Annotated in this window: 19 protein-coding genes; 11 read left to right on the top strand and 8 right to left on the bottom strand. The window is 68.2% G+C overall.

Going from position 1 to position 21,599, the window contains the following annotated elements; translation table 11 throughout:
- The first annotated feature begins 7 nt into the window (after window positions 1-7).
- The gene (locus FRZ61_RS18905) at window positions 8-1,345 is read left to right on the top strand and encodes a cobyrinate a,c-diamide synthase (RefSeq protein ID WP_151119190.1); all 1,338 of its coding nucleotides are present in this window, start codon (window positions 8-10) and stop codon (window positions 1,343-1,345) included.
- A 7-nt stretch (window positions 1,346-1,352) separates the two neighbouring features.
- Here FRZ61_RS18905 and FRZ61_RS18900 read toward each other — a convergent pair whose 3' ends face one another.
- The 3 genes from FRZ61_RS18900 to FRZ61_RS18890 form a co-directional block, all read right to left on the bottom strand.
- A complete protein-coding gene (locus tag FRZ61_RS18900; RefSeq protein WP_151119189.1) occupies window positions 1,353-2,285 on the bottom strand; it encodes a DMT family transporter in 933 nt (310 codons plus the stop codon).
- Between the two features lie 44 nt (window positions 2,286-2,329).
- Entirely contained in the window at window positions 2,330-2,653 is a 324-nt protein-coding gene (locus FRZ61_RS18895) for an antibiotic biosynthesis monooxygenase family protein (protein ID WP_151119188.1), read from the bottom strand.
- Window positions 2,654-2,796: 143 nt separating this feature from the next.
- Window positions 2,797-4,137 carry an NAD(P)/FAD-dependent oxidoreductase gene (locus FRZ61_RS18890; protein ID WP_151119187.1) on the bottom strand — a complete coding sequence of 447 codons (1,341 nt, stop codon included), beginning with the start codon at window positions 4,135-4,137 and terminating at the stop codon, window positions 2,797-2,799.
- A 286-nt stretch (window positions 4,138-4,423) separates the two neighbouring features.
- Between FRZ61_RS18890 and FRZ61_RS18885 the strand changes: the two genes are divergently transcribed.
- Both FRZ61_RS18885 and FRZ61_RS18880 read left to right on the top strand, forming a co-directional pair.
- A complete protein-coding gene (locus FRZ61_RS18885) occupies window positions 4,424-5,611 on the top strand; it encodes an MFS transporter (protein WP_151119186.1) in 1,188 nt (395 codons plus the stop codon).
- 18 nt (window positions 5,612-5,629) lie between these two features.
- Entirely contained in the window at window positions 5,630-6,601 is a 972-nt protein-coding gene (locus FRZ61_RS18880; RefSeq protein ID WP_151119185.1) for a DMT family transporter, read from the top strand.
- Here FRZ61_RS18880 and FRZ61_RS18875 read toward each other — a convergent pair.
- Together FRZ61_RS18875 and FRZ61_RS26460 are read right to left on the bottom strand one after the other, a co-directional pair.
- Entirely contained in the window at window positions 6,579-7,355 is a 777-nt protein-coding gene (locus FRZ61_RS18875; RefSeq protein ID WP_151119184.1) for an MBL fold metallo-hydrolase, read from the bottom strand. The genes FRZ61_RS18880 and FRZ61_RS18875 overlap by 23 nt on opposite strands.
- A 54-nt stretch (window positions 7,356-7,409) precedes the next feature.
- Entirely contained in the window at window positions 7,410-7,574 is a 165-nt protein-coding gene (locus FRZ61_RS26460) for a hypothetical protein (RefSeq protein WP_191909102.1), read from the bottom strand.
- A gap of 148 nt (window positions 7,575-7,722) precedes the next feature.
- Here FRZ61_RS26460 and FRZ61_RS18870 point away from each other — a divergent pair, with 148 nt between their 5' ends.
- Window positions 7,723-9,180: an amidase gene (locus FRZ61_RS18870; protein WP_151119183.1), complete on the top strand. Its 1,458-nt coding sequence runs from the start codon at window positions 7,723-7,725 to the stop codon at window positions 9,178-9,180.
- A gap of 36 nt (window positions 9,181-9,216) precedes the next feature.
- Here FRZ61_RS18870 and FRZ61_RS18865 read toward each other — a convergent pair whose 3' ends face one another.
- The 3 genes from FRZ61_RS18865 to FRZ61_RS18855 all read right to left on the bottom strand — a co-directional run bounded on the left by FRZ61_RS18865 (window position 9,217) and on the right by FRZ61_RS18855 (window position 12,510).
- Window positions 9,217-10,005 carry an enoyl-CoA hydratase-related protein gene (locus FRZ61_RS18865; protein ID WP_151119182.1) on the bottom strand — a complete coding sequence of 263 codons (789 nt, stop codon included), beginning with the start codon at window positions 10,003-10,005 and terminating at the stop codon, window positions 9,217-9,219.
- A gap of 91 nt (window positions 10,006-10,096) precedes the next feature.
- Window positions 10,097-10,672 (bottom strand): DUF882 domain-containing protein, encoded by a 576-nt coding sequence (locus tag FRZ61_RS18860; protein WP_151119181.1) that lies wholly within the window; start codon window positions 10,670-10,672, stop codon window positions 10,097-10,099.
- A gap of 191 nt (window positions 10,673-10,863) precedes the next feature.
- Entirely contained in the window at window positions 10,864-12,510 is a 1,647-nt protein-coding gene (locus FRZ61_RS18855; protein ID WP_191909101.1) for a L,D-transpeptidase family protein, read from the bottom strand.
- Window positions 12,511-12,803: 293 nt separating this feature from the next.
- On the opposite strand from FRZ61_RS18855, the gene FRZ61_RS18850 reads away from it, so the two are divergent.
- From FRZ61_RS18850 to FRZ61_RS18820, 7 genes are all read left to right on the top strand, one after another.
- Window positions 12,804-13,751: a histone deacetylase family protein gene (locus FRZ61_RS18850; protein ID WP_151119179.1), complete on the top strand. Its 948-nt coding sequence runs from the start codon at window positions 12,804-12,806 to the stop codon at window positions 13,749-13,751.
- A 91-nt stretch (window positions 13,752-13,842) separates the two neighbouring features.
- A complete protein-coding gene (locus tag FRZ61_RS18845) occupies window positions 13,843-14,094 on the top strand; it encodes an exodeoxyribonuclease VII small subunit (protein ID WP_151119178.1) in 252 nt (83 codons plus the stop codon).
- A 19-nt stretch (window positions 14,095-14,113) separates the two neighbouring features.
- On the top strand, window positions 14,114-15,001 hold the full coding sequence (locus tag FRZ61_RS18840; protein ID WP_225308894.1) for a polyprenyl synthetase family protein: 888 nt from the start codon (window positions 14,114-14,116) through the stop codon (window positions 14,999-15,001).
- A 64-nt stretch (window positions 15,002-15,065) separates the two neighbouring features.
- Complete coding sequence (gene dxs, locus FRZ61_RS18835) at window positions 15,066-16,991, top strand: 1-deoxy-D-xylulose-5-phosphate synthase (RefSeq protein ID WP_151119176.1); 1,926 nt, start codon at window positions 15,066-15,068, stop codon at window positions 16,989-16,991.
- Window positions 16,988-18,385, top strand: coding sequence for an MATE family efflux transporter (locus FRZ61_RS18830; RefSeq protein ID WP_151119175.1), 1,398 nt, complete (start codon window positions 16,988-16,990; stop codon window positions 18,383-18,385). Before dxs ends, FRZ61_RS18830 begins: the two co-directional genes overlap by 4 nt.
- 1 nt (window position 18,386) lies before the next feature.
- Window positions 18,387-19,160 carry a TlyA family RNA methyltransferase gene (locus FRZ61_RS18825; RefSeq protein WP_151119174.1) on the top strand — a complete coding sequence of 258 codons (774 nt, stop codon included), beginning with the start codon at window positions 18,387-18,389 and terminating at the stop codon, window positions 19,158-19,160.
- Between the two features lie 103 nt (window positions 19,161-19,263).
- Window positions 19,264-21,456 (top strand): copper-transporting P-type ATPase, encoded by a 2,193-nt coding sequence (locus tag FRZ61_RS18820; protein ID WP_263641738.1) that lies wholly within the window; start codon window positions 19,264-19,266, stop codon window positions 21,454-21,456.
- Window positions 21,457-21,599: the final 143 nt, after the last annotated feature.

Genomic DNA, 21,599 nt, shown 5'->3' with positions numbered 1-21,599 from the left:
CGCTTCCATGGCCGAACCCCGTTCTCCTCGCGCGCGCGGCCTGATCCTGGCGGCGCCGGCGTCGGGCAGCGGCAAGACCGTGCTCACCATGGCGCTGCTCCGCCGACTGAAGGCCGCGGGCAACCGCGTGGGCGCGATCAAGACCGGGCCCGACTATATCGATCCCGCCTTTCACGCCGCCGCCTGCGGCGAGCCTTGCCTCAATCTCGATCTCTGGGCCATGCGCCGCGGCACGGTCGCGGCTCTGGTCGAGCGGATCTCGGCCGAGCATGAGCTCGTCATTGCCGAAGGGGCGATGGGCCTGTTCGACGGGGCCGCCGATGGCAGCGGCGCCACGGCGGACCTGGCGGCGCTGACCGGCTGGCCGGTGGTGCTGGTGGTGGATGCGCGCGGGCAGGGCGCCTCGATCGCGGCGCTGGTACGCGGCTTTCGCGATCATCGCCGGGATGTCGATGTCGCCGGCGTGATCTGCAACCGCGTCGGCAGCGCCGATCACGCTGCCATCCTGGCGCAGGCGCTGGAGCCGATCGGGCTGCCGCTGCTGGGCCTGGTGCATCGGGACGAGAGCCTCGCCTTGCCCGGGCGGCATCTGGGGTTGGTCCAGGCCGCCGAGCATGGCGATCTGGAGCGCTTCATCGCCGAGGCGGCTGAGCGGGTTGGACGCCAACTCGACCTGACGGCGCTGACCGGCCTGATGCGCCCGGCGCGCGACCTGACGACGCTCGCCGATCCTGCCAACGGCATTCCCCCCTTGGGACAGCGGATCGCGGTCGCGCGCGACGAGGCTTTCGCTTTCGCCTATCCGGCACTGCTGCGGGACTGGCGCGAGCGGGGCGCGGCCCTTTCCTTCTTCTCGCCGCTGGCGGACGAAGGACCCGATCCCGCGGCCGACGCGGTCTATCTGCCGGGCGGCTATCCCGAGCTTCATGCCGGCCGGCTCGCGCACAACGAGCGACTGATGACGGGTCTCCGGGTCGCAGCCCAGCGCGGGGCGGCGATCTATGGCGAATGCGGCGGCTATATGCTGCTGGGGCAAGGGCTGGTCGATGCCGAAGGCCAGCGGCAGCGGATGACGGAGTTGCTGCCGCTCGAGACCTCCTTCGCGGAGCGCAAGCTGCATCTGGGTTATCGCGCCGTGACGCTGCGGGGCGAGGTGCCGCCGCTGGGCGCCGCCGGCAGTGGATTCCGCGGCCATGAATTCCACTATGCGCGGATCCTGAGCGAGGCCGGGGCGGAGCCGCTGTTCGCTTCGAGCGACGCCCGCCATCGCGATCTCGGAGCCGCCGGCCAGCGCGTCGGCCGCGTCTTCGGCTCCTTCGTGCATCTGATCGATCGGGCCGCTTGAGCGGCGTTCAGGGTGCCTTGCGCTGGCGCAGGCTGACCAGCAGCACGCCCGCGACCATCAGGAGGAGCGCGGCCCAGATCCAGCCGCTATGGCGGTCGCCGAAGAAAAGCATGCCCCAGAGCATGCCGAACAGCACGACGAGATAGGCCGTCTGCGACGTGAAGACGGCGCCCGCCGTGCGGATCAGCCAGAGGAAACCCACGGTGCAGCTCGAATTGATCGCCATCATGCCCATGATGGCGTAGTGGGCCGGCTGCCAGGGCGGCAGCAGCGAGACGAAGCCGTCCGTGGCGACGATGAGCGGCAGCACCAGGATCCCGCCGCCCAGGAGCGTTCCGGCCGACATGGCGAGCGCGCTCATGCCGGGCGGCGTGTCGCGGGCGACATAGACGTTCTGCACGCCGTAGGCGATCGCGGCCGAGAAGCAGAGCAGGGCCCAATGCGCCATGCCGGGCTCGGGCAGGCTCGCTTCGGGCAGCAGCACGAGGAGCACGCCGACGAGACCCGCCACCAGGCCCAGCGCGCGCAAGCTCGCGAAGCGCTCGAGCCGGATCGCGAGCGCGATGGCATAGGTCACCATCGGCACCAGCGCGTTCGACATGGCGACGATCCCGGTCGGCAGGTGGAGCGCCGCGACGAAGAGCGTGGAGGCCGGGATGGTGATGCCGGTAAGGCCGCTCACGGCATAAAACCGCAGCGAATGAAGGTCGAGCGGAAAACGCTCGCGCAGGAGGACGAGCAACAGCAGCAGCGGCACGCCGCTGCCGAAACCCTCCCAGAAGGCGAGGCCGAAGCCCGAGGCGCCGTCGAAGCGCGCGACATGAAGCAGCGAGAAGCTCCCACCCCAGCAGGCGCCCATGACGAGCAGCAGCAGCAACGGCACTGCCAGGCGCCGCCAGGGCGCATGGGTGACGGTGGCGGTCGCGGCGGGAGCGGTCATGATGTCGGGGCGGCGGTATGGCGCGACGGTCGGCTGCGGGCTCGCTAGCCTGCCGCCGGCGTCACCACCTGCAACACCTCGAAGCCCTCGAACTCGGGGTGGGTGATCGTCAGCGACCGGCCTTCGCCGGCGCCGCGATGGGCGGCGCGAAACGCCTCCGATTTGGTCCAGGCCTCGAAGTCGCCGTAGGACCGCCACAGCGTGTGCGAGGCATAGAGGACATGATCCTCCCGCTCGGGGCCTTTCAGCAGATGGAACTCGATGAAGCCGGGAACGGCGCGGATATGGCTGTCGCGCTCGAGCCAGCGCGCTTCGAAGGCGCTCTCTTCGCCCTTGCGGACCTTGAAGCGGTTCATGGCGATGTACATCGGGCGGCACTCCTCTTTGCTATTGGTCCCTTCCCCCACCTTGAGGGGGAAGGTTAGGAAGGGGGATGACGCGATGTCGGATACCGAACAGCCCCCTCCCTGACCCTCCCCCGCTGTGCGGGGGAGGGGATGATTCCGGCCCTTCACCGCTTCTCGTCTTCGTAGGCGTAGTAGGTGTAGGCGATGCGCTGATAGATGCGGCGGAGCGCCGGGAAGGGGAATTTCGGCAGCGGGGTCGAGAGCAGGGAGCCGTAGTCGACCTTGCTGTCGCCGGCCATGCGCTGCGCGGTGAGGCGGCCCGCCAGGCTGTAGAGCGCCACGCCCTGGCCGATGCAGCCCAGCACGTAATGCACGCTTTTGTCGTCGGTGGTGCCGATATGCGGGTTCTTGTCGTAGGACAGGCAAACCCAGCCGTACCAGAAATACTCGGTCTCGACCTTCGCCAGCGGCGGGAACATCTCGCGCAGGCGCCGCTCCATCCAGGTCTTGCGGAAGGAATGCTCGGCCGGCGTGCCCTCGACGCCGCCGCGCGCGCCGAACAGGATGCGGTTGTCGGGCAGCAGGCGGTAATAGAAGAGCAGGCGGCGCGTGTCCCAGATCTTGAAGTAGGTCTGCCAGGCGACGGAATCGCGCTCGGCCTGGGACAGGGGCCGCGTCACGATGATGTTGGAGAGCACCGGCAGCAGGCGGCCCGAGGTCCAGGGATTGAGCGTGTCGTTGGTATAGCCGTTGGTGGCGATCAGCACCTGGCGCGCGCGGACGACGCCGCCGGGCGTGCGCAGATGATGCTGGCCGCTCTTGCGCTCCCAGCCGATCACCGGTGACTCATTGTGGAGGACGGCGCCGTGCTTCTGCGCCGCGCGCGCCAACCCGCGGGCATAGCGCATGGCATGGAGCGCGAAGCCCTCGTGATGCAGCACGGCGCCATAGGCCTCGCGGCTGTCGAGATAGCTTCGGGCGAGGGCCGCCTTGTCGAGGAACTCGGAGGCGATGCCGAAATCGCGCTGCATCTTCTCGGCATGGGCCCGCATGCCCGCGACGCGGTTGGGCTTGTGCGCGAGCTCGAGCCCGCCCTCGGGCGTGCGCTCGGCGTCGATCTTCTCGCGCTCCAGGATGTCGGCGACGAGCCGCACCGCCTGGCGCGTGAGGTCGTAGCTGTCGAGCGCCCGCTCGCGGCCCCAGCGGCGCACCCAGGCGTCGACGCCCTCCTTGCCCATCCCGACCGAGCAGAAGCCGCCGTTGCGCCCGCTGCAGCCCCAGCCGATCCGGTTCGCTTCCAGCACATGCGCCTTGATGCCGAAATCGCGCCCGAGGTGATAGGCGGCGGAAAGGCCGGTATAGCCGGCGCCGATGATGGCGATGTCGGTGTCGATGTCGGCCTGGACCTTGTCGCAGCCGGTCACCTCGTCGCCGGCGGTCGCGGCCCAGTAGGAATCGACATGGGCCTGCCCGGGGCGCGACAGGTCGGTGGTGTTGATGCTCATGGATGGATCACGGGGGGAAGGGGGAAGGAAAGAAAGCTTGGGGTGCCCGGCCGGCAAGGACGCCGGATCGGGGTCTCAGATATGCCTCAAGGCCCTTGGCGGGCGCCAGCGGGAAAAGTGTCGCCGGGGTTCCGGCAGGTTGGAATTCTTATAATGCGATCAAAGGGCTGCACCGATCTGGCCGCTCGATCAGCAATGCGCTACAAGTGGCGTTCGCCGAGGGCGTCCCTGAACCCGCCGGCATCGTCCGCATCCCGCGTTCAGCCAGACCCCGCGTCCCCGTTCCATGACCTTCGCCGCCCCCGCCTGGATCCGAGAGTTCGGAAAGCCCGGCGCCGCCACCTTCGCGCTGATGTTCGCGATCGATTCGCTGGCGCGCGCCTCGCTGACGACCGTGATTCCGCTGGTGGCGCTGCGCACGCTCGGCAATGCGCGCGACGTCAGCCTGCTCTACACGGTGACCGGCTGGACCGCGGTCGCGGTGAGCTTCGTGATCCCGTGGATCGTGCGGCGCTACCGGCCGCGGCGGCTCTACTCGCTGGGCGCCGCCATCCTCGTGGTGGCGCCGCTGCTGCTCGCGACCCAGACGCTCTGGGGACTGGCGGCCGCCATGGCGTTGCGCGCCTTCGCCGCCGCCTGCCTGCTCAACGGCCTCAACCTCTACACCATGGCCTATATCAAGAAGCAGGATTTCGTGCGCTCGGAGCCGCTGCGCGCCTTCTTCGCCGCGGCCTGCTGGGCGTTCGGGCCGAGCCTCGGGATCATCCTCTATGACCGGGTCGGGCCCTGGGCGACCTATCTGCTGAGCTCCAGCTCGGCGGTGCTGCTGCTCGTCTATTTCCGGCGCATGCGGGCCGAGCATGGTCCGGCCCTGCCGATGAATGCGCGGATCTCGACCAACCCGATCGCCAATATCCGCCGCTATGTCAGCCAGCCGCGGCTGAGGCTGGCCTGGGTCCTGAGCTTCGGCCGCGAGGTCTGGTGGTCCACCTTCTATGTCTACGGTCCGGTCTATCTGGTGGCGGTCGGCCGCAGCGATACCGCCGTGGCGCTCGTCATGACGGCCTGCACGGCGATGCTCTTCGCCAGCCCCCTCATGGGCTGGGTCGGCCGCCAGCTCGGCGCGCGGCGCCATCTGATCGCGGCCTTCCTCGCCGGCGCCACGGCGACGCTCGGCGTCGCCGTCTTCTTCGATTTCCCCTGGTGGGCGACGCTCTGCCTGGGGGCGAGCGCGCTTGCGGCCGTGGCGCTCGATTCGGTCGTGTCGGTTCCGTTCCTGCGCGCGGTCAAGGCGCGCGAGCGGCCGGAGATGACGATGGTCTTCAGCATGTATCGCGATCTGGCGGGATTGCTGCCGCCGATGCTGTTCTCGCTGCTGCTGACCTTCTTCGATCTGCACTCGGTCTTCATCAGCGTCGGCATTTTCATGATCTACTGCGCCTGGCTCGCCCGCTGGGTGCCGCGCGGCATGTAAAGGGCGGCGGGGAATCTCATGAACAAATCGCGCATCGGCGAAATGCAGTCGGGCATGAGCCTGAAGCAGCTGGTGGTCGCCAATCTCGCGCTGATCGTCAACACCACGACCTGGGGCACCTTCTTTCCGGTGCTCGAGCTGCAGCTGCGCCACTGGGACATGTTCTCCGCCTCGGCGGGACGCCAGCTGACGGGCAGCCTCGCGCTCTTCTCGACGGTGGCGCTGGTCGAGCGGCGCTGGCCGTTCCGCCGCGGCCTGCCCTGGGGCACCATCATCCTCATGAGCACGATCGGCATCACCGTCTGCTGCCTCATCACCACCGCCGCCGTCTATCTCTCGAGCGGGCTCTCGGCCGCCATCATCTCCGCCACCAACCCGATCGGCTCGGCGCTCTTGGCCCAGGTGCTCTATGGCGTGAAGCTGCGGCGCGCGATCCTGGTGGGCGCCACCCTGTCGGTCGCGGGCGGTATCCTCGCCGTGACGGCGGGCCATCAGGGGCGGCTCAGCTTCGGATTGGGCGAGCTCGCGATCATCACCGCGAACCTGATCTGGACCTGGTTCTCGCTCGCGATCCAGCACCGGTTGAAGGACTGCAGCTATCTGGAGCGCGCCGCCTATACCATTCTGCCGGGCGCCTTGCAGCTCACCCTGATCGTGGTGGTGCTGCACGTTCTGGGCCTCGTCGACGTTCGGATCGAGCTGACCTTCTGGCCGCTGCTCTATGTGTTCTATCTGGGCTTCATCCCGAATGGGCTCGGCAACTATCTCTGGCTCTGGTCCATCAGCCGCGTCGGCGTCAACGTCGCCTCGATGTACCAGAACCTGATCCCGGTCACGGCGGTGCTGGTCACGATCTGGATCGGGATCTATCCGAACTGGCAGCAGTTGATCGGCGGCGCGGTCATTCTGCTGGGCGTGCTCTACACGCAGATCGCCGAGCGACGGCGCAGCCGGAAGGCGGCTGTCGCTAGCGCACCCGCTTCGCCGTGAGATAGACGTCGCAGAGCGCGATCAGCCGCTCGCGGCCGAAGCTCGGGCAATGGCCGCCATGGACGACCGTGACCGGCAGGGCCCTCAGCCGCTCCATCGTGCGGATGTAGTCGGCGACGTCGGAATGGGGCAGCTCGTCGATGAGCTGGCCGTCATAGATCGCGTCGCCCGAGAAGAAGGTGCCGGTCGCGGCCTCGAACAAGCCGATCGAGCCCGGCGAGTGGCCCGGCAGATGCAGCACCTCGAAGCGCCGGTCGCCCAGGTCGATGATGCTGCCTTCCTCGAGGCGAAGGGTCACGCGCGCCGGGCGGATGTGGTAGCTCTTCAGGCTGTAGCCGGCATGGGGCAGGGCCGTGATCAGCGAATCGCCGATCTCGTAGCCGGCGATGCTCATGCCGGCGCCGGGATTGCCGCTGTCGTCCATCGTGACGAGGTGGGTCTCGGGGCTGGGGCGCTCGAGCCAGGGCGCCTCCAGCCGATGGGCGGCGCATTCGTCGAATTCGTGATGGCTGCCGATATGGTCGGCATGGGTGTGGGTGGCGACCGCCGTCGCCGCCTTGTCGATCAAGGGCGCCATCGCCTCGCGCAGGCTGACGATGCCCATGCCGGTATCGATGATCAGGTCGCGATCGCGGCCCCGGACATGCCAGATGTTGCAACGCATGAGCCGGATCACATGCGGCTCCCACAGCAGCGTGATCGCGTCGTCGATGCGTTTGGTCTCGAACCAGCGATCGGCAATGGCAAGGCCCATGAGCGTTTCCTTGGCACTGTCCCGACGCCGCGACGGGCGGCGTTCCGGGACTCTTCATCGTTGCCGCTCGGCGATGCGCGTGAAACAGGCGATCACCGCCTCGATATCCGTATCCCGCAGCGTGCCCCGGCGCAGCAGGGCCAAGGCCGCTGCGCCAAGCCGGCGCAAGCCTCCCGTCAATCCCGCCCTGCCGTCGAGGTGCCCCTTACCCGATTCCATGCGGGCCTCATCCTGCCACGCTCCGGTTGACGTTCAACGGCCGAGGTGGCGGGATACTCGCATAAGAGATCGCCCCGCGTCGCGGGAGGCCTTGTTTCCTGGAGCATGGCTCCCCGGCGCGGCGGCGGTTCAAGACAGGGAGGGGGACATGGCAGGTTCGTCTCGGGACGTTTTTTCCGACTATGACGATTATGACGCGCTCGGCCTGGGCGAACTGGTCCGGCGGCGCGAGGTCACGCCGCGCGAGCTGGTCGATACCGCGATCGCCCGGATCGAGCGGACCCACGACAAGCTCAACGCCGTCACGATCCGGAATTTCGAGGCGGCCCGGGCGGAAGCGGCGCGTCCGCTGAGCGGCGCTCCCTTCGACGGCGTGCCCTTCCTGGCCAAGGATCTGTCGACATCCTGGAAGGGGATGCCGATGACCAACAGTTGCCGCTATTTCCAGGATTTCGTCTCCCCTTCCGATTCCGAGACGGTGCGGCGCACCCGGGCGGCGGGCTTCATCTGCGTCGGCAAGACGAACGTGCCGGAATTCGGCTGGTGCCTGAGCACCGAGCCGTCGCTGCACGGGACCACCTACAATCCCTGGGACCGCACCCGCGTCCCGGGCGGGTCCAGCGGCGGCAGCGCGGTGGCGGTCGCCGCCGGGCTCCTGCCGCTGGCGGATGCCTCGGATGGCGCGGGCTCGATCCGCGTGCCGGCGGCGATCAACGGGCTGGTCGGCCTCAAGCCATCGCGCGGGCGCATGACCTTCGGCCCCGATTTCGTCGATTTCTGGTATGGCGGGGCACAGTTCTTCTGCGTGTCGAGGACGGTCCGCGACAGCGCCGCCATGCTGGACGCGCTGAAAGGCTCGCTGCCGGGCGAGCCCTATCACATGGCGAGCCCCGAACGGTCCTATCTCGACGAGGTGCGGGCCGGCGGGCGGGGCCTGCGCATCGGCTTCAGCACCCACAATGCGCGCGGCGACAGGAACGCGCCCGACGTGATCGCCGCGGTCGAGAACGCCGCGCGGCTCTGCGAGGCGCTGGGCCACCAGGTCGAGGAATTCAAGTTCGCCTACGACTTCGAGCAGGTCTGGCAAACCTATAACAATGTCATCGCGGTGCAGACGGCCATGGGATTCGAGATCTTCGCGCCGCTGATCGGGCGCCCCGTGACGCAAGAAGACCTGTGCAACGTCGTCTGGACCACCGTCGAGAAGGGCCGTTCGATCGGCGGGTCGCAGCATGCGCGCGATATCGAGGCCATGCGGCATGCTTCGCGTCACTTCGCCACGATGACCGCGCGCTACGACGTCGTGCTCCTGCCCGCTCTGCCGCAGGGCACACGGCCGCTCGGTTTCTACGACATGTCGCTCGACATCGAGACCTACAACGGGACCTGCATGGGCGAGGACAATGTCTATATGGCGCCCTTCAACATCTCCGGCCAGCCGGCGATGACGCTGCCGCTGGGAGAAAGCGCCGCCGGGCTGCCGCTCGGGGTCCAGCTCGTCGGCAGGCCGGCGGATGAAAGCACGCTCTTCCGGCTGGCCGGCCAGCTCGAGATCGCCCGGCCCTGGGCCCATCGGCGTCCGCCGATTCACGCGAGCCAGGTCTAGCGGGGTGTCGATCCCGACCGGTGCGGCCGGCGGGCTTCAGCGGCCGGAAAATTTCGCCGTGCGTTTCTCGAGGAAGGCGGCGATGCCCTCGCGCGCGTCGGCGGTTCCGACCGCCAGCGCCTGCAGCTCGGCCTCGAGCGCCAGCTGCTGCTCGAAGCTGTTGGTGCCGCTGCCGTGGAAGGCGCGCTTGGCGAGCGCGTAGGCGCGGGTCGGGCCGTTGGCGAGCTGCTGCGCCAACGCCTCGGTGCGCGAGGCCAGCGCGTCGTCATCGACGCATTCCCAGATCAGGCCCCAGCGTTCCGCCTGCTCGGCGGTGACCGGCTCGGCGAGAAGGGTCATGCCGAGCGCCCGCGTCAGGCCGACGCGCCGCGGCAACCAGTAGGAAGAACCGCCATCGGGCACGAGGCCGATGCGGGCGAAGGCCATGAGGAAGGTCGCCGAGCGTGCGGCGACGATGAGATCGCAGCCGAGCGCCAGGCCGCAGGAAGCGCCCGCGGCGATCCCGTTGACGGATGCCAGGGTCGGGATCTCCAGGGCCGCCAGCTTTTTCATCGCCGGATCGTAGTATCGGGCGAGATGTTCCCCCACGGCGGCAGGGCTGTCGACGGCATGCGCCTCGCGCAGATCCTGGCCCGCGCCGAAGGCCCGGCCGCTGCCGGCCAGAACGAGGGCGCGGAGACCGGGATCGGCCGCGACCTCGGCCAGCGCCGCCTGGAGCTCGCTCAGCATCCCGCCCGTGAAGCTGTTGAGCTTGTCGGGGCGGTTGAGGGTGATCCGCGCGACCGCGTCCTTGCGCTCGAACAAGATGGTCCGGTAGCCGGTCATGGGCTGCTCCTCGTCTCGACCGCCGAGGAGAATAGGGGCCCGGTGCCGGGCCCGCCACAGCTATGCTGTCGGGAGAAAAGGCCGTCCGGCGCTACCAGGTGCGGACGCGGCCTACATCGACATGGACGAAGTCGGAGGCCGGGTAGTAGCCCACCCCGCCGCGCTTCAGCGCCAAGGCGCCGCGGCGCAGGTCCTTGAGCGCCACATCCTCGAGATGGATGTCGATCGCCTGGCCTTCCATGTGAAGGCTGTGTTTGGCGACGCCGTTGCTGGCTTCCGCGAGCGCGGCGTTGGTCTTGGGCGAGCGGTAGCCGGAGATGACCGAGAAGGGGACCTTGGAACCCAGCTTCTGATGCAGCGTGTTCAGCAGGTCCAGAAGCCGGGCGTCGATCGGATGCACGTCGTCGGTGCGGAAATCGCGCAGGATGTGATCGATCTGCCCCAGCGCGTCCGGAACATAATCGCCGCCTTCCCAATAGACGGTCTTCAGGGTCTCGCCGGTATGGAGATTGTCGAAGGCAAGCCGGCGCTGATTGGCGGCGAGCGTCGCGGCGTTGGCGATATGGGGCATGGCCAGGGCCGGCAGGGCGACGGCCATGCTCGCGGCACCCCAGGCGAGGAACCGCCTGCGGGCCAAAGCGGGCTGGCGTCCGGCCGGCTTCGTCATGCGTCTGCCCCTTCATCAACGGTGGCGAATGGCGCCCGCACGAGAAGGCCCGGTGAAGGGCCGTTCCGTGCGACTCGGACGATGCGATGAAAACAGTTAACAAGCGCTTGTGCAACCCGGGAAATCCGGGTTCACAGGATTAACGCTTGTGGCAAGCCCTTGGAAGGCCTGCGAATCGACGGCCGGTCCCGCTATTTGCCGGCCTGGGAGATCGTGATGGTCGGTGCCTTGGCGAGGGCACGCTTGTCGCGGCCGTAGATGTCGTCGCGGAACTGGGTGTTGCCCGCATCGTCGACCCAGGCGGTCCGGTAGACCAGATGGACCGGGATCGGCCGCGCCAAGCGGACGGGCGTGTTGATCCCGCTCTGCAGCACGCTGTCGATGCGCGCCTGGTCCCAGCCCGCATCTTCGCGCAGCACGATCGCGGCGAACTCGATCGGACGCGGCAGGCGGATGCAGCCCGAGCTGAAGAAGCGCGCCGGCTTCACGAACAGGTCGGGATGGTTCGTACCGTGCAGATAGACGTCATATTGATTGGGGAACAGGAACTTGACCGGCCCCAGCGCATTCTCGGGCCCCGGGTCCTGGCGCAGGCGGTAGCGCATCGCCTTCGCGTCGGCACTGAACCAGTCGATCTTCTCGGGATCGATCTCCTCGGCCGATTCCTCCCAGCCCGAATAGATCCGGATGCCATGGGCGGCGAAGTAACCCGGATCCTTCTGCATCTTCGGCAGAAGGTCGACGCGCGCGATCTTGGGCGGCACGGTCCAGTAGGGATTGAACTCGAGCCGGTTGACGGCGCTGTCGAGCTCGGGCGTCTGGCGATCGGTCCGGCCGACGACAGTGTTGGTCTCGTAGGCCTTCTGCCCGCCATCGACGAAGACCATCGTCGCCGCGGCGATGTTGACCATGATGTAGCGGTCACCCCAGTCGGCGCCGGCGTCATGCCGCTTCTTCAGATTGTAGGCGATGGTCTGAAGCCGGGCGCCGACCGGCACGTTCAGCGCATCGATCGATTTGAAACCGACCACGCCGTCGTCCCCGAGCCCATGCCGGCGCTGGAAGGCCTCGACCGCCGTCACCAGATCGGCATCGAACATGTCCGGCTCGGCCACATCGGCCAGGGCGCCGTCGGTCACGGCGAGGCGCGCGCGCAAGGCCGCGACGCGCGGGTCCTTCATGCCGAGCTCGAGCTTGGGACCGGTCGGGACCGTCGGCCAGCCGCCTTCATTGGCAAGGTCGAGATGTTTCCAGAAGCTGCCGACGAGCGCCCAGTAACCGGCCTCCTGCGGCAGCAGCGATGCCATCGAGCCGGGAAGGTCGGCTTGATCGATGCGATCGAGCAGCTCGGATTTGGTCACGGCCTCGAACGGCGCCACGGCGGCGAAGGCCGCTTCGGCCAAGGCGCCGGTCAGGGTCAGCTCCAGCTCGACGCGCTCGGGGCCGGTGGCCGCGGGTGACAGCGCCTGGGCATGGGCGACGGCGGCATCGACCGTGTGACAGCCGGCGGTCGCCGCCTTCCCCAAGGCGTTCAGCAGCGCCAAGCCGTTCGGGGTGAGCCCCTGGTCGCTGACCCAGAGAGCCTGCGGGCGAGACTTGTAGAAGCTGTCGAGGCTCGCGGGATCGAGGCCGAGCGCGGCCAGGCTTTGCGGCAGGCCGGGCGTTTCCAGCGCATGCGCCAGGTCGCCGGAGAAGCTGGGGAGCGCGGGCGTCGGCGCGGCGGTCTGCGCCGCCGTCGGCGGGACGTTCGGCGTGGTGCTATCGCCCGTCGGTTCGGCCCAAGCCGGAACCGAACAGGTCGCGAAAGCCAATGCCAATAAGCCCAGGCGAAATCTCATGCGTCCTCTCTGAAGCGCCCCGGACCGTCCCGGCACCGCCGCGACGCCCTTCCCGCGAGAAGGCGCACGTTCCCGCAATTTATTTAGTCGCTTTCCGGTCCAGGTCAATTTTTCGAGGGCGCCGGCTGAAAGATGCGTTAAGACCTGGGGCATCGCTCTCGCAGGTGTCGCTTGCCTGCGAGCGTCCCATCGCCGCATCGTGCCCCGAGACAGAAGCCCGGGGATTGATGCGACAGGCTCCGAATTGCATCCATCGCTCAGGCGCGCAGAGACATGGAAGTCCGGCCCTCGTCATGACCACCCTGCTCTATACCCATCCCGCTTGCCTCGACCACGACACCGGAGAAGGGCACCCGGAATGTTCCGACCGGCTGCGCGCCGTGATCGGCGCGCTCGAGGCCGAGGAGTTCGCGCTCCTGGAGCGGCGGATGGCGCCGCGCGCGACGCTCGACCAGATCGCAGCGGTCCATGACCGTCGCTATGTCGAGGCGGTGATGGAGGCGATCCCGGCCGAGGGCTATGTGCTGCTCGATGGCGACACGACGGCCTCGCCCGGCTCCGGCGAGGCGGCGCTGCGCGCGGCGGGCGCCCTCGTCGCCGCCGTCGATGCGGTGGTCGCGGGCGAGGCCGACAACGCCTTCTGCGCCGTTCGCCCACCCGGCCATCATGCCGAGAGCGACCAGGCGATGGGCTTCTGCCTCTTCAACAATGTCGCGATCGGTGCCGTCCATGCCCGCCAGGCTCATGGGCTCGAGCGGATCGCCGTGATCGATTTCGACGTGCATCACGGCAACGGCACGCAGCATATGTTCGAGCGCGATCCAGGGCTGTTCTACGCCTCGACCCACCAGTGGCCGCTCTATCCCGGCACCGGTGCCCTGGAAGAGCGGGGCATCGGCAACATCGTCAATGCGCCGCTGCCGCCTGGCGCCGGATCCACCGAGTTCCGCGCGATCATGACGGAGCGGGTGCTGCCGGCGCTCGACCGCTTCCAGCCCGACCTGATCATGATCTCGGCCGGCTTCGACGCCCACCGGGCCGACCCGCTCGCCATGCTCGAGCTGGTGGAGGCCGATTACGCCTGGGTCACCAATGCGTTGGCGGAGGTCGCCAGGACCCATTGCCGCGGCCGGCTGGTCTCGGCGCTCGAGGGCGGCTATGACCTGGCCGCGCTCGCCCGCAGCGCCGCCGCCCATGTCCGGGCCCTAATGGAGCTGGGGACGAATCGGGGAACTGCTTGAAAAAGCCGTGAAAATTGCCTCTTTCCCGGCCTTGTTCGCCGCCGGCCGGCCGACTAGACTGCACCGTTTTTCGAGGGGTCCCCGATCCGAAATGGCTGAATCCAAGATCCCCGCCGACATCGCCAAGATGAGCTTCGAGGAGGCGCTCGGCGAGTTGCAGGCCCTGGTGCGTGCACTCGAGAAGGGCGAAAGCAAGCTCGACGAGGCGGTGCAATTCTATGAGCGCGGTGCCGCCCTGAAGCGTCATTGCGAAGCCAAGCTGCGCGATGCCCAGGAAAAGGTCGCCAAGATCGTCATCGGCGCCGATGGGAGCGTGGGCAGCGAGCCTGTGGATCTGGGCTGAAACAGAAAAGGTTGCTTCCTTGCCATCCATCGACGCCGCACTGAACGAAGTCGCGACGACCATCACCCGCACGCTCGAACAGCTTCTCCCGGCCCCCGAAGGCGCGGAACGGCGGGTGCTGGAGGCCATGCGCTATGCCTGCCTGGGCGGGGGCAAGCGCATCCGTCCCTTCCTGGTCATGATGGGCTCGCGCCTGTTCGACGTGAACGACATCAGCGCGCGCCGGGCCGCGGCCGCCATCGAGATGATGCACTGCTACAGCCTGGTCCATGACGACCTGCCGGCGATGGACGACAGCGACCTGAGGCGCGGCCGGCCCACGGTGCACAAGGAGTTCGACGAGGCGGTGGCGATCCTGGCCGGCGACGGGCTCCTGACGCTGGCCTTCGAGGTGCTGGCGGACCCGGAGACTCACCCGAATCCGGCGGTGCGCGCCGAGCTGGTCCTGGCGCTGGCCAAGGCCGCCGGGGCGGCCGGCATGGTCGGCGGCCAGATGATCGATCTGGAGGCCGAGAAGGCGAGCCTCGATATCGGGGCCATCACCCGCCTGCAGCGGCTCAAGACCGGCGAGATCATCGCCTTCGCCTGCGTGGCTGGGGCAATCTTGGGGCAAGCTTCGGAACAGGCGCGCCACGCGCTCCTGGCCTATGCCCACGACCTCGGGCTGGCCTTCCAGATCGCCGACGACCTGCTCGACACGGAGGGCACCGCGGCCACGATCGGCAAGCCCGTGGGCGCCGACAGCGCGGCGGGAAAAGCCACCTTTGTCGCCCTTCTCGGTGTGGAACGGGCCCGCGAACAGGCCCAGCTCCTGGCCCGCCAGGCGGCGGCCCATCTTGATTTGTTCGACGAAAAGGCGGACCTTTTGCGTGAAATGGCCGGCTTCGTGGTCAACCGTAAGCATTGAGGCCTTCGCGCAATGCCTTTAAAGCCTTGCGACCCGCCCGGGTGCCGAAACGAAAGGACATCAGTTGACCCCTCCTAACAGCAAAAAGCCGCTGCTCGACCAAGTGGACAATCCGGCCGACCTGAAGAAGCTCGATCCGAGCCAGCTTCGCCAGTTCGCCGACGAGCTGCGCCAGGAGATGATCGAGGCGGTCTCGATCACCGGCGGGCATCTGGGTGCGGGCCTGGGCGTGGTCGAGCTCACGGTCGCGATCCACTATCTCTTCGACACGCCGGCCGACCGGCTGATCTGGGATGTCGGCCATCAGGCCTATCCGCACAAGATCCTGACCGGCCGGCGCGACCGCATCCGCACGCTGCGCCAGGGCGGCGGGCTTTCGGGCTTCACCAAGCGTTCCGAGAGCCCTTACGACCCGTTCGGCGCCGCCCACAGCTCGACCTCGATCTCGGCCGGCCTCGGCATGGCCGTGGCGCGCGACCTCGCGGGCAAGAAGAACCATGTCATCGCCGTGATCGGCGACGGCGCCATGAGCGCCGGCATGGCCTATGAGGCGATGAACAATGCCGGTGCCATGAACAGCCGGCTGATCGTCATCCTCAATGACAACAATATGTCGATCGCGCCGCCGGTGGGCGCCATGAGCGCCTATCTGGCGCGGCTGCTCTCGTCGAAATCGTTCCGGCATTTGCGCAATCTCGGCAAGGAAATCACCGAGCATTTCCCGCGCCGGCTGAAGGAAACCGCGCGGCGCGCCGAGGAATATGCGCGCGGCCTCGTGACCGGCGGCACCATGTTCGAGGAGATGGGCTTCTATTATGTCGGGCCCATCGACGGTCACAATCTCGAGCACCTGTTGCCGGTGCTCAAGAATGCCCGCGACGACGAAGAGGGCGGCCCGATCCTGATCCATGTCGTGACCCAGAAGGGCCATGGCTATGCGCCGGCCGAGCAGGCGGCCGACAAGTATCACGGCGTCACCAAGTTCGACGTGATCACCGGCGTGCAGGCGAAGCCCGTCAGCAACGCGCCGAGCTACACGGCCGTCTATGCCAAGGCCCTGATCCAGGAAGCCGAGCAGGACGACAAGATCGTGGCGATCACGGCGGCCATGCCGTCGGGCACCGGCCTCGACAAGTTCGGCAAGCGCTTCCCGGACCGCTGCTTCGATGTCGGCATCGCCGAGCAGCATGGCGTGACCTTCGCCGCGGGCCTCGCGACCGAGGGCTTCAAGCCCTTCTGCACGATCTACTCGACCTTCCTGCAGCGCGCCTATGACCAGGTCGTCCATGACGTGGCGATCCAGCAGCTGCCGGTGCGTTTCGCCATGGACCGCGCCGGCCTGGTCGGAGCCGACGGCGCCACCCATGCCGGTGCCTATGACGTCGCCTATCTGGGCTGCCTGCCGGGCTTCGTGATCATGGCGCCGGCCGACGAGGCCGAGCTCATGCACATGGTCGCCACCGCGGTCGCAATCGACGACCGGCCCTCGGCCTTCCGCTATCCGCGCGGCGACGGCGTGGGCGTCGAGATGCCGGCTAAGGGCCAGATCCTGCCGATCGGCAAGGGCCGCATCGTCCGCGAGGGCACCAAGGTCGCGATCCTCTCCTTCGGCACGCGCCTCAAGGATGCCTGCATGGCGGCGGAGGAGCTGGGCGCGCGCGGCCTGTCCACGACGGTGGCCGATGCGCGCTTCGCCAAGCCGCTCGACGAGGACCTGATCCGGCGGCTCGCAGCCGAGCACGAAGTGCTGATCACGATCGAGGAAGGTTCGGTCGGCGGCTTCGGCTCGCAGGTGCTGCAGTTCCTGGCGATCACCGGCCAGCTCGACAACGGGCCGAAGATCCGGCCGATGGTGCTGCCGGACCGCTTCATCGACCACAACAAGCCGGAGCTGCAATACGACGAAGCGGCTCTGAACGCGAAGCACATCGTCGCCACGGCTCTCCAGGCCCTGGGCGTCGATATCAGTCACGCCTCAGCACGCGCATGACCCAAGCGGGGGTAACGGCCGCTTCGGCCGTTGCCCCCCAGACGGCCGGAGGCGAGTTCGGGGCGCTGGTCCGGGTCGCGGGTCCGCTGGCGGCCGCCTATATCGCCGAGATGGCGATCAGCGTCACCGACACGATCATCGTCGGCCGGCTCGGCAGCGTCGAGCTCGCGGCCGTCGGCATCACCGCCAATCTTTATTTCTCGCTGCTGTTCGTCGCCATGAGCGTGGTCTCGGTGGTGGCGGTCCTGGCCGCGGAAGCCCATGCCAAGAACGATCCCGAAGGCGTCGCCCATGCGGCCCGCCAGGGTTTCTGGGTCTCGATCGGGCTGACGGTGCCGGGCCTGCTGATCGGCTGGTATATCGCGCCGATCCTGCGGTTCCTGGGCCAGGATCCGGCGATCCTGCCCTTCGCCGAGGCCTATGTGCGCGCCATGATGTGGTGCTTCCTGCCCTATCTCTGGTTCTCGGTGCTGCGCAGCATGATGACGGCGCTGGGATCCACCGGCTCGGTCTTCTTCATCACCGTCGCCTCGATCCTGCTCAATCTCGGGCTCAATATCGTCTTCGTGTTCGGCCATCTGGGCGTGCCCGCGATGGGCGTGGCGGGTGCCGGCTGGGCCTCGACGATCGTCTGCTGGACCATGCTGCTGGCATTGGCGGCGGAGGTTGCCTGGTCGAAGCGCTATCTCCGCTATCGTGTCTTTCATGCGCTGCGGCGGATCGACCCCCAGACGATCGGCCAGATCCTGCGGCTGGGCCTGCCCGCGGGCGGCATGGCGGGGGCCGAGGGCGGGTTCTTCACGGCCTGTGCGCTGCTCATGGGCGTGCTGGGCGCTTCGGCGCTCGCGGCCAACCAGATCGCGATCATGTTCCTCTCGACCATGTTCATGGTGCCGGCCGCGATCTCGCATGCGGCCGCGGCGCGCGTCGCCTTCAATATCGGGCTTGGCGATCCGCGGGCGGGACGGCGGTCGGGCCATGTCGCCATGATGACGGTCATCGGCTACATGCTGTTCTCCGCCGCCATCGTGCTGAGCTTTCCGGTGACGATCGCCAACCTCTTCCTCGATCCGGAGATGGAAGGCAACGAGGCGGTGATCGATCTCGCCGTGCAGCTGCTGTTCGTCGCCGCCATCTATCAGGTGGCCGACGGCATGCAGATCGCCGCCACCGGAGCGCTGCGCGGCCTGAAGGACACGGTGATGCCGCTGGCGATCGGGCTCTGCGGCTATTGGGTGACGGGCCTCGGCAGCGCCGCGCTGTTCGCCTTCGGGTTCGGCTGGGGGCCCATCGGCATCTGGTGGGGCATGGCGCTGGGGCTCACGGTGACGGCGATCCTGCTGACCCTGCGCTTCGAACGGGTCAGCCGCCGGCTGCTGCCAGCGGGAGCCTGAGATGGGCGCCGGTCCCGCGAGCAAGTCCGGCAAGACCGGGAAGACGCGGGCCGATCAGCTCGTCGCGGACCGGGGGCTCGCCGAGAGCCGCAGCAAGGCGGCGGCGCTGATCCTGGCGGGCCTCGTCTTCAGCGGTGAGAAACGCGTGGCCAAGCCCGGCGACAGCCTCGCCGTCGACGTGCCGCTCGAGTTGCGCGGCCAGGATCATCCCTGGGTCTCGCGCGGCGGTCTCAAGCTCGCCCATGGGCTTGCGCATTTCGGGTTTCCGGTCGAGGGGCGCATCGCGATCGATGTCGGGGCCTCGACCGGCGGTTTCACCGACGTGCTGCTCGCGAACGGGGCGGCCCGCGTCTACGCGGTCGATGTCGGCCATGGACAGCTCGCCTGGAAGCTGCGCCAGGACCCGCGCGTGGTCGTGCTGGAGAAGACCAATGCGCGCCATCTCACGCGCGCGGAGATTCCCGAGCCTGTGGGCGCCATCGTTTGCGATGCGAGCTTCATCGGGCTCGAGACCGTGCTGCCGGCAGCACTGGCGCTGGCGGCACCCGGCGCCTGGCTGGTCGCGCTGATCAAGCCGCAGTTCGAGGTCGGTGCGAGCCGCGTGGGCAAGGGCGGGGTGGTGCGCGATCCGGCGCTGCATGAGGAGGTCTGCGCGCGCATCCGCGGCTGGCTCGAGCGGCGGCCGGGCTGGCAGGTGGCCGGCATCACCGAGAGCCCGATCACGGGTCCCGAGGGGAATCGCGAGTTCCTGATCGGCGCGCGCTACCAACCGTAGCGGACATTGTGCCGCAAGCCCGGCCATCCCACGTGGCAAGGTTTGCGCGCGCGATTGTGGCACCCGGCGGGCTCGTCCAAGATGCCTCTCTGGAGGCGTCGCCATGCATGACCATGAGCATCATCACCCGGCAGGCCATGCCCATCATGCGGCCGTGAAGAACGCCGCCCCCGTGGCGCCGTCGTCCGCTTCGGCATCGCAACCAACGATCTACACCTGCCCGATGCATCCGCAGATCCGGCAGCCCGGCCCGGGCAACTGCCCGATCTGCGGCATGACGCTCGAACCGGTGATGCCGACGCTGGAGGAGGGACCCGATCCGGAGCTGGTCAGCTTTCAGCGTCGCTTCTGGTGGACGTTGCCGCTCACCGTCATCGTCCTGGTGCTGGCGATGGCGGGACATTATCTGCCGGGCTTGTCCGCCACGACGCGAACCTGGATCGAGATGATTCTGTCGTTGCCGATCGTGTTCTGGGCCGGCTGGCCGTTCTTCGTCCGCTGGGCGCAGTCGATCCGTCATCGCAGTCCCAACATGTGGACCCTGATCGGCACGGGCGTGGGCGCGGCTTTCCTCTACAGCCTGGTCGCCACCTTCGCACCCGAGCTCTTCCCGCAGGGTTTCGAGGCGCATGGCCGCATCGGAGTCTATTACGAGGCCGCCGCCGTGATCGTGTCGCTGACCCTGCTGGGGCAGATGCTGGAGATGAGGGCGCGGTCGCAGACCTCGGCCGCGATCAAGTCGCTGCTGGGGCTGGCGCCCAAGACGGCACGGCGCCTTCGCGCCGACGGCGGCGAGGAGGACGTGCCGCTGACCCATGTGCATGTCGGCGACCGGCTCCGGGTGCGGCCGGGCGAAAAGGTGCCGGTCGACGGCGTGGTCGAGGAGGGGCGGTCGAGCCTCGATGAATCGATGATCACCGGCGAGCCGATGCCGGTGGAGAAGCAGGCCGGGGACAAGGTCGTCGGCGCCACCATCAACGGCACGGGCAGCCTGGTGATGCGGGCGGAGAAGGTGGGCTCGGCGACCATGCTCTCGCAGATCGTGCAGATGGTGGCGCAGGCGCAGCGCTCGCGCGCCCCGATGCAGCGCATGGCCGATGCGGTCTCTTTCTGGTTCGTTCTCGCGGTTCTCGCCATCGCGCTCGCGACGCTGCTGGTCTGGGGCTTCGCCGGTCCCGAGCCGCGCTGGACCTATGCGGTGCTGAACGCGGTGGCGGTGCTGATCATCGCCTGCCCCTGCGCGCTGGGCCTCGCCACCCCGATGTCGATCATGGTCGCGACCGGCAAGGGCGCCACCTCGGGCATCCTGTTCCGCGACGCGGAGGCGATCGAATCCTTGCGCACCATCGACACGCTGATCGTCGACAAGACCGGAACGCTCACCCTGGGCAAGCCCGCCTTCCACAGCGCGGTCGCGGGCCCGGGCTTCGGCGAGGACGACGTGCTGCGCTATGCGGCGAGCCTCGACCAGGGCAGCGAGCATCCGCTGGCCGACGCGATCGTGGCCGAAGCGCAGCGGCGCGGCCTTGCGCTCGGCAAGCCCGAGGATTTCGAATCGGCGACCGGCATCGGCGTTCGCGGCCGGGTCGACGGCAAGAAGGTCGCCGTCGGCAACACGGTGCTCATGCAGCAGCAGGGCGTCGACACGGCGCCCTTGCGCGAGGCGGCCGAGGCGCGCCGCGCCGAAGGCGCTTCGGTCATGTTCGTCGCGGTGGAGGGGAAGCCGGCAGGCCTGGTGGCGGCAGCCGATCCGATCAAGGACACGTCGCTGGAGGCCATCCGGCAGCTTCACGAGGCCGGGATCCGGGTGGTGATGGCCACGGGCGACGGGCTCACCACGGCGCGAGCCGTGGCGCAGCGGCTCGGCATCGACGAGGTCCATGGCGAGGTGCGGCCGCAGGACAAGGTCGACCTGGTGGCCAAGCTCCAGGCCGCGGGGCGGCGCGTCGCCATGGCGGGCGACGGCATCAACGACGCGCCGGCGCTGGCCCGGGCGACGGTCGGCATCGCGATGGGAACCGGAACCGACGTGGCGATGAACAGCGGCCATGTCACGCTGGTCAAAGGCGATCTGCGCGGCATCGCGCGGGCGCGACAGCTCTCGCAGGCAACCGTCGCCAACATGAAGCAGAACCTGGTCTTCGCGCTGATCTACAACGCGCTGGGCGTGCCGGTGGCGGCCGGGGTGCTCTACCCCGCCTTCGGTCTTCTGCTGTCGCCGCTCTTTGCGGCTGCGGCCATGAGCCTCAGCTCGGTCTCGGTTGTGACGAACGCGCTTCGGCTGCGTCGCGTCTGACATGGCGGCTGGCCCTTGGCGGGCGGCCCGCGGGAGCCGCTTCCATACGGGCGCTTGGCAAATATTCCTGTACGCGAATATGATTTGCGCAGGGGTATTTCATCGTGCCGGGTGAGACTCCCGAACATTAAAGCCTAGCCGGT

The organism is Hypericibacter adhaerens (assembly GCF_008728835.1).
Classification (GTDB): Bacteria; Pseudomonadota; Alphaproteobacteria; order Dongiales; family Dongiaceae; genus Hypericibacter; species Hypericibacter adhaerens.
This window is presented reverse-complemented; position numbering and strand designations above follow the sequence as displayed.

What these genes read in the sequence shown, in the direction of transcription:
- FRZ61_RS18905 (WP_151119190.1), top strand. Translation starts at nt 8, where the DNA reads ATGGCCGAACCCCGTTCTCCTCGCGCGCGCGGCCTGATCCTGGCGGCG.
- FRZ61_RS18900 (WP_151119189.1), bottom strand. Translation starts at nt 2,285, where the DNA reads ATGACCGCTCCCGCCGCGACCGCCACCGTCACCCATGCGCCCTGGCGG.
- FRZ61_RS18895 (WP_151119188.1), bottom strand. Translation starts at nt 2,653, where the DNA reads ATGTACATCGCCATGAACCGCTTCAAGGTCCGCAAGGGCGAAGAGAGC.
- FRZ61_RS18890 (WP_151119187.1), bottom strand. Translation starts at nt 4,137, where the DNA reads ATGAGCATCAACACCACCGACCTGTCGCGCCCCGGGCAGGCCCATGTC.
- FRZ61_RS18885 (WP_151119186.1), top strand. Translation starts at nt 4,424, where the DNA reads ATGACCTTCGCCGCCCCCGCCTGGATCCGAGAGTTCGGAAAGCCCGGC.
- FRZ61_RS18880 (WP_151119185.1), top strand. Translation starts at nt 5,630, where the DNA reads ATGAACAAATCGCGCATCGGCGAAATGCAGTCGGGCATGAGCCTGAAG.
- FRZ61_RS18875 (WP_151119184.1), bottom strand. Translation starts at nt 7,355, where the DNA reads ATGGGCCTTGCCATTGCCGATCGCTGGTTCGAGACCAAACGCATCGAC.
- FRZ61_RS26460 (WP_191909102.1), bottom strand. Translation starts at nt 7,574, where the DNA reads ATGGAATCGGGTAAGGGGCACCTCGACGGCAGGGCGGGATTGACGGGA.
- FRZ61_RS18870 (WP_151119183.1), top strand. Translation starts at nt 7,723, where the DNA reads ATGGCAGGTTCGTCTCGGGACGTTTTTTCCGACTATGACGATTATGAC.
- FRZ61_RS18865 (WP_151119182.1), bottom strand. Translation starts at nt 10,005, where the DNA reads ATGACCGGCTACCGGACCATCTTGTTCGAGCGCAAGGACGCGGTCGCG.
- FRZ61_RS18860 (WP_151119181.1), bottom strand. Translation starts at nt 10,672, where the DNA reads ATGACGAAGCCGGCCGGACGCCAGCCCGCTTTGGCCCGCAGGCGGTTC.
- FRZ61_RS18855 (WP_191909101.1), bottom strand. Translation starts at nt 12,510, where the DNA reads ATGAGATTTCGCCTGGGCTTATTGGCATTGGCTTTCGCGACCTGTTCG.
- FRZ61_RS18850 (WP_151119179.1), top strand. Translation starts at nt 12,804, where the DNA reads ATGACCACCCTGCTCTATACCCATCCCGCTTGCCTCGACCACGACACC.
- FRZ61_RS18845 (WP_151119178.1), top strand. Translation starts at nt 13,843, where the DNA reads ATGGCTGAATCCAAGATCCCCGCCGACATCGCCAAGATGAGCTTCGAG.
- FRZ61_RS18830 (WP_151119175.1), top strand. Translation starts at nt 16,988, where the DNA reads ATGACCCAAGCGGGGGTAACGGCCGCTTCGGCCGTTGCCCCCCAGACG.
- FRZ61_RS18825 (WP_151119174.1), top strand. Translation starts at nt 18,387, where the DNA reads ATGGGCGCCGGTCCCGCGAGCAAGTCCGGCAAGACCGGGAAGACGCGG.
- FRZ61_RS18820 (WP_263641738.1), top strand. Translation starts at nt 19,264, where the DNA reads ATGCATGACCATGAGCATCATCACCCGGCAGGCCATGCCCATCATGCG.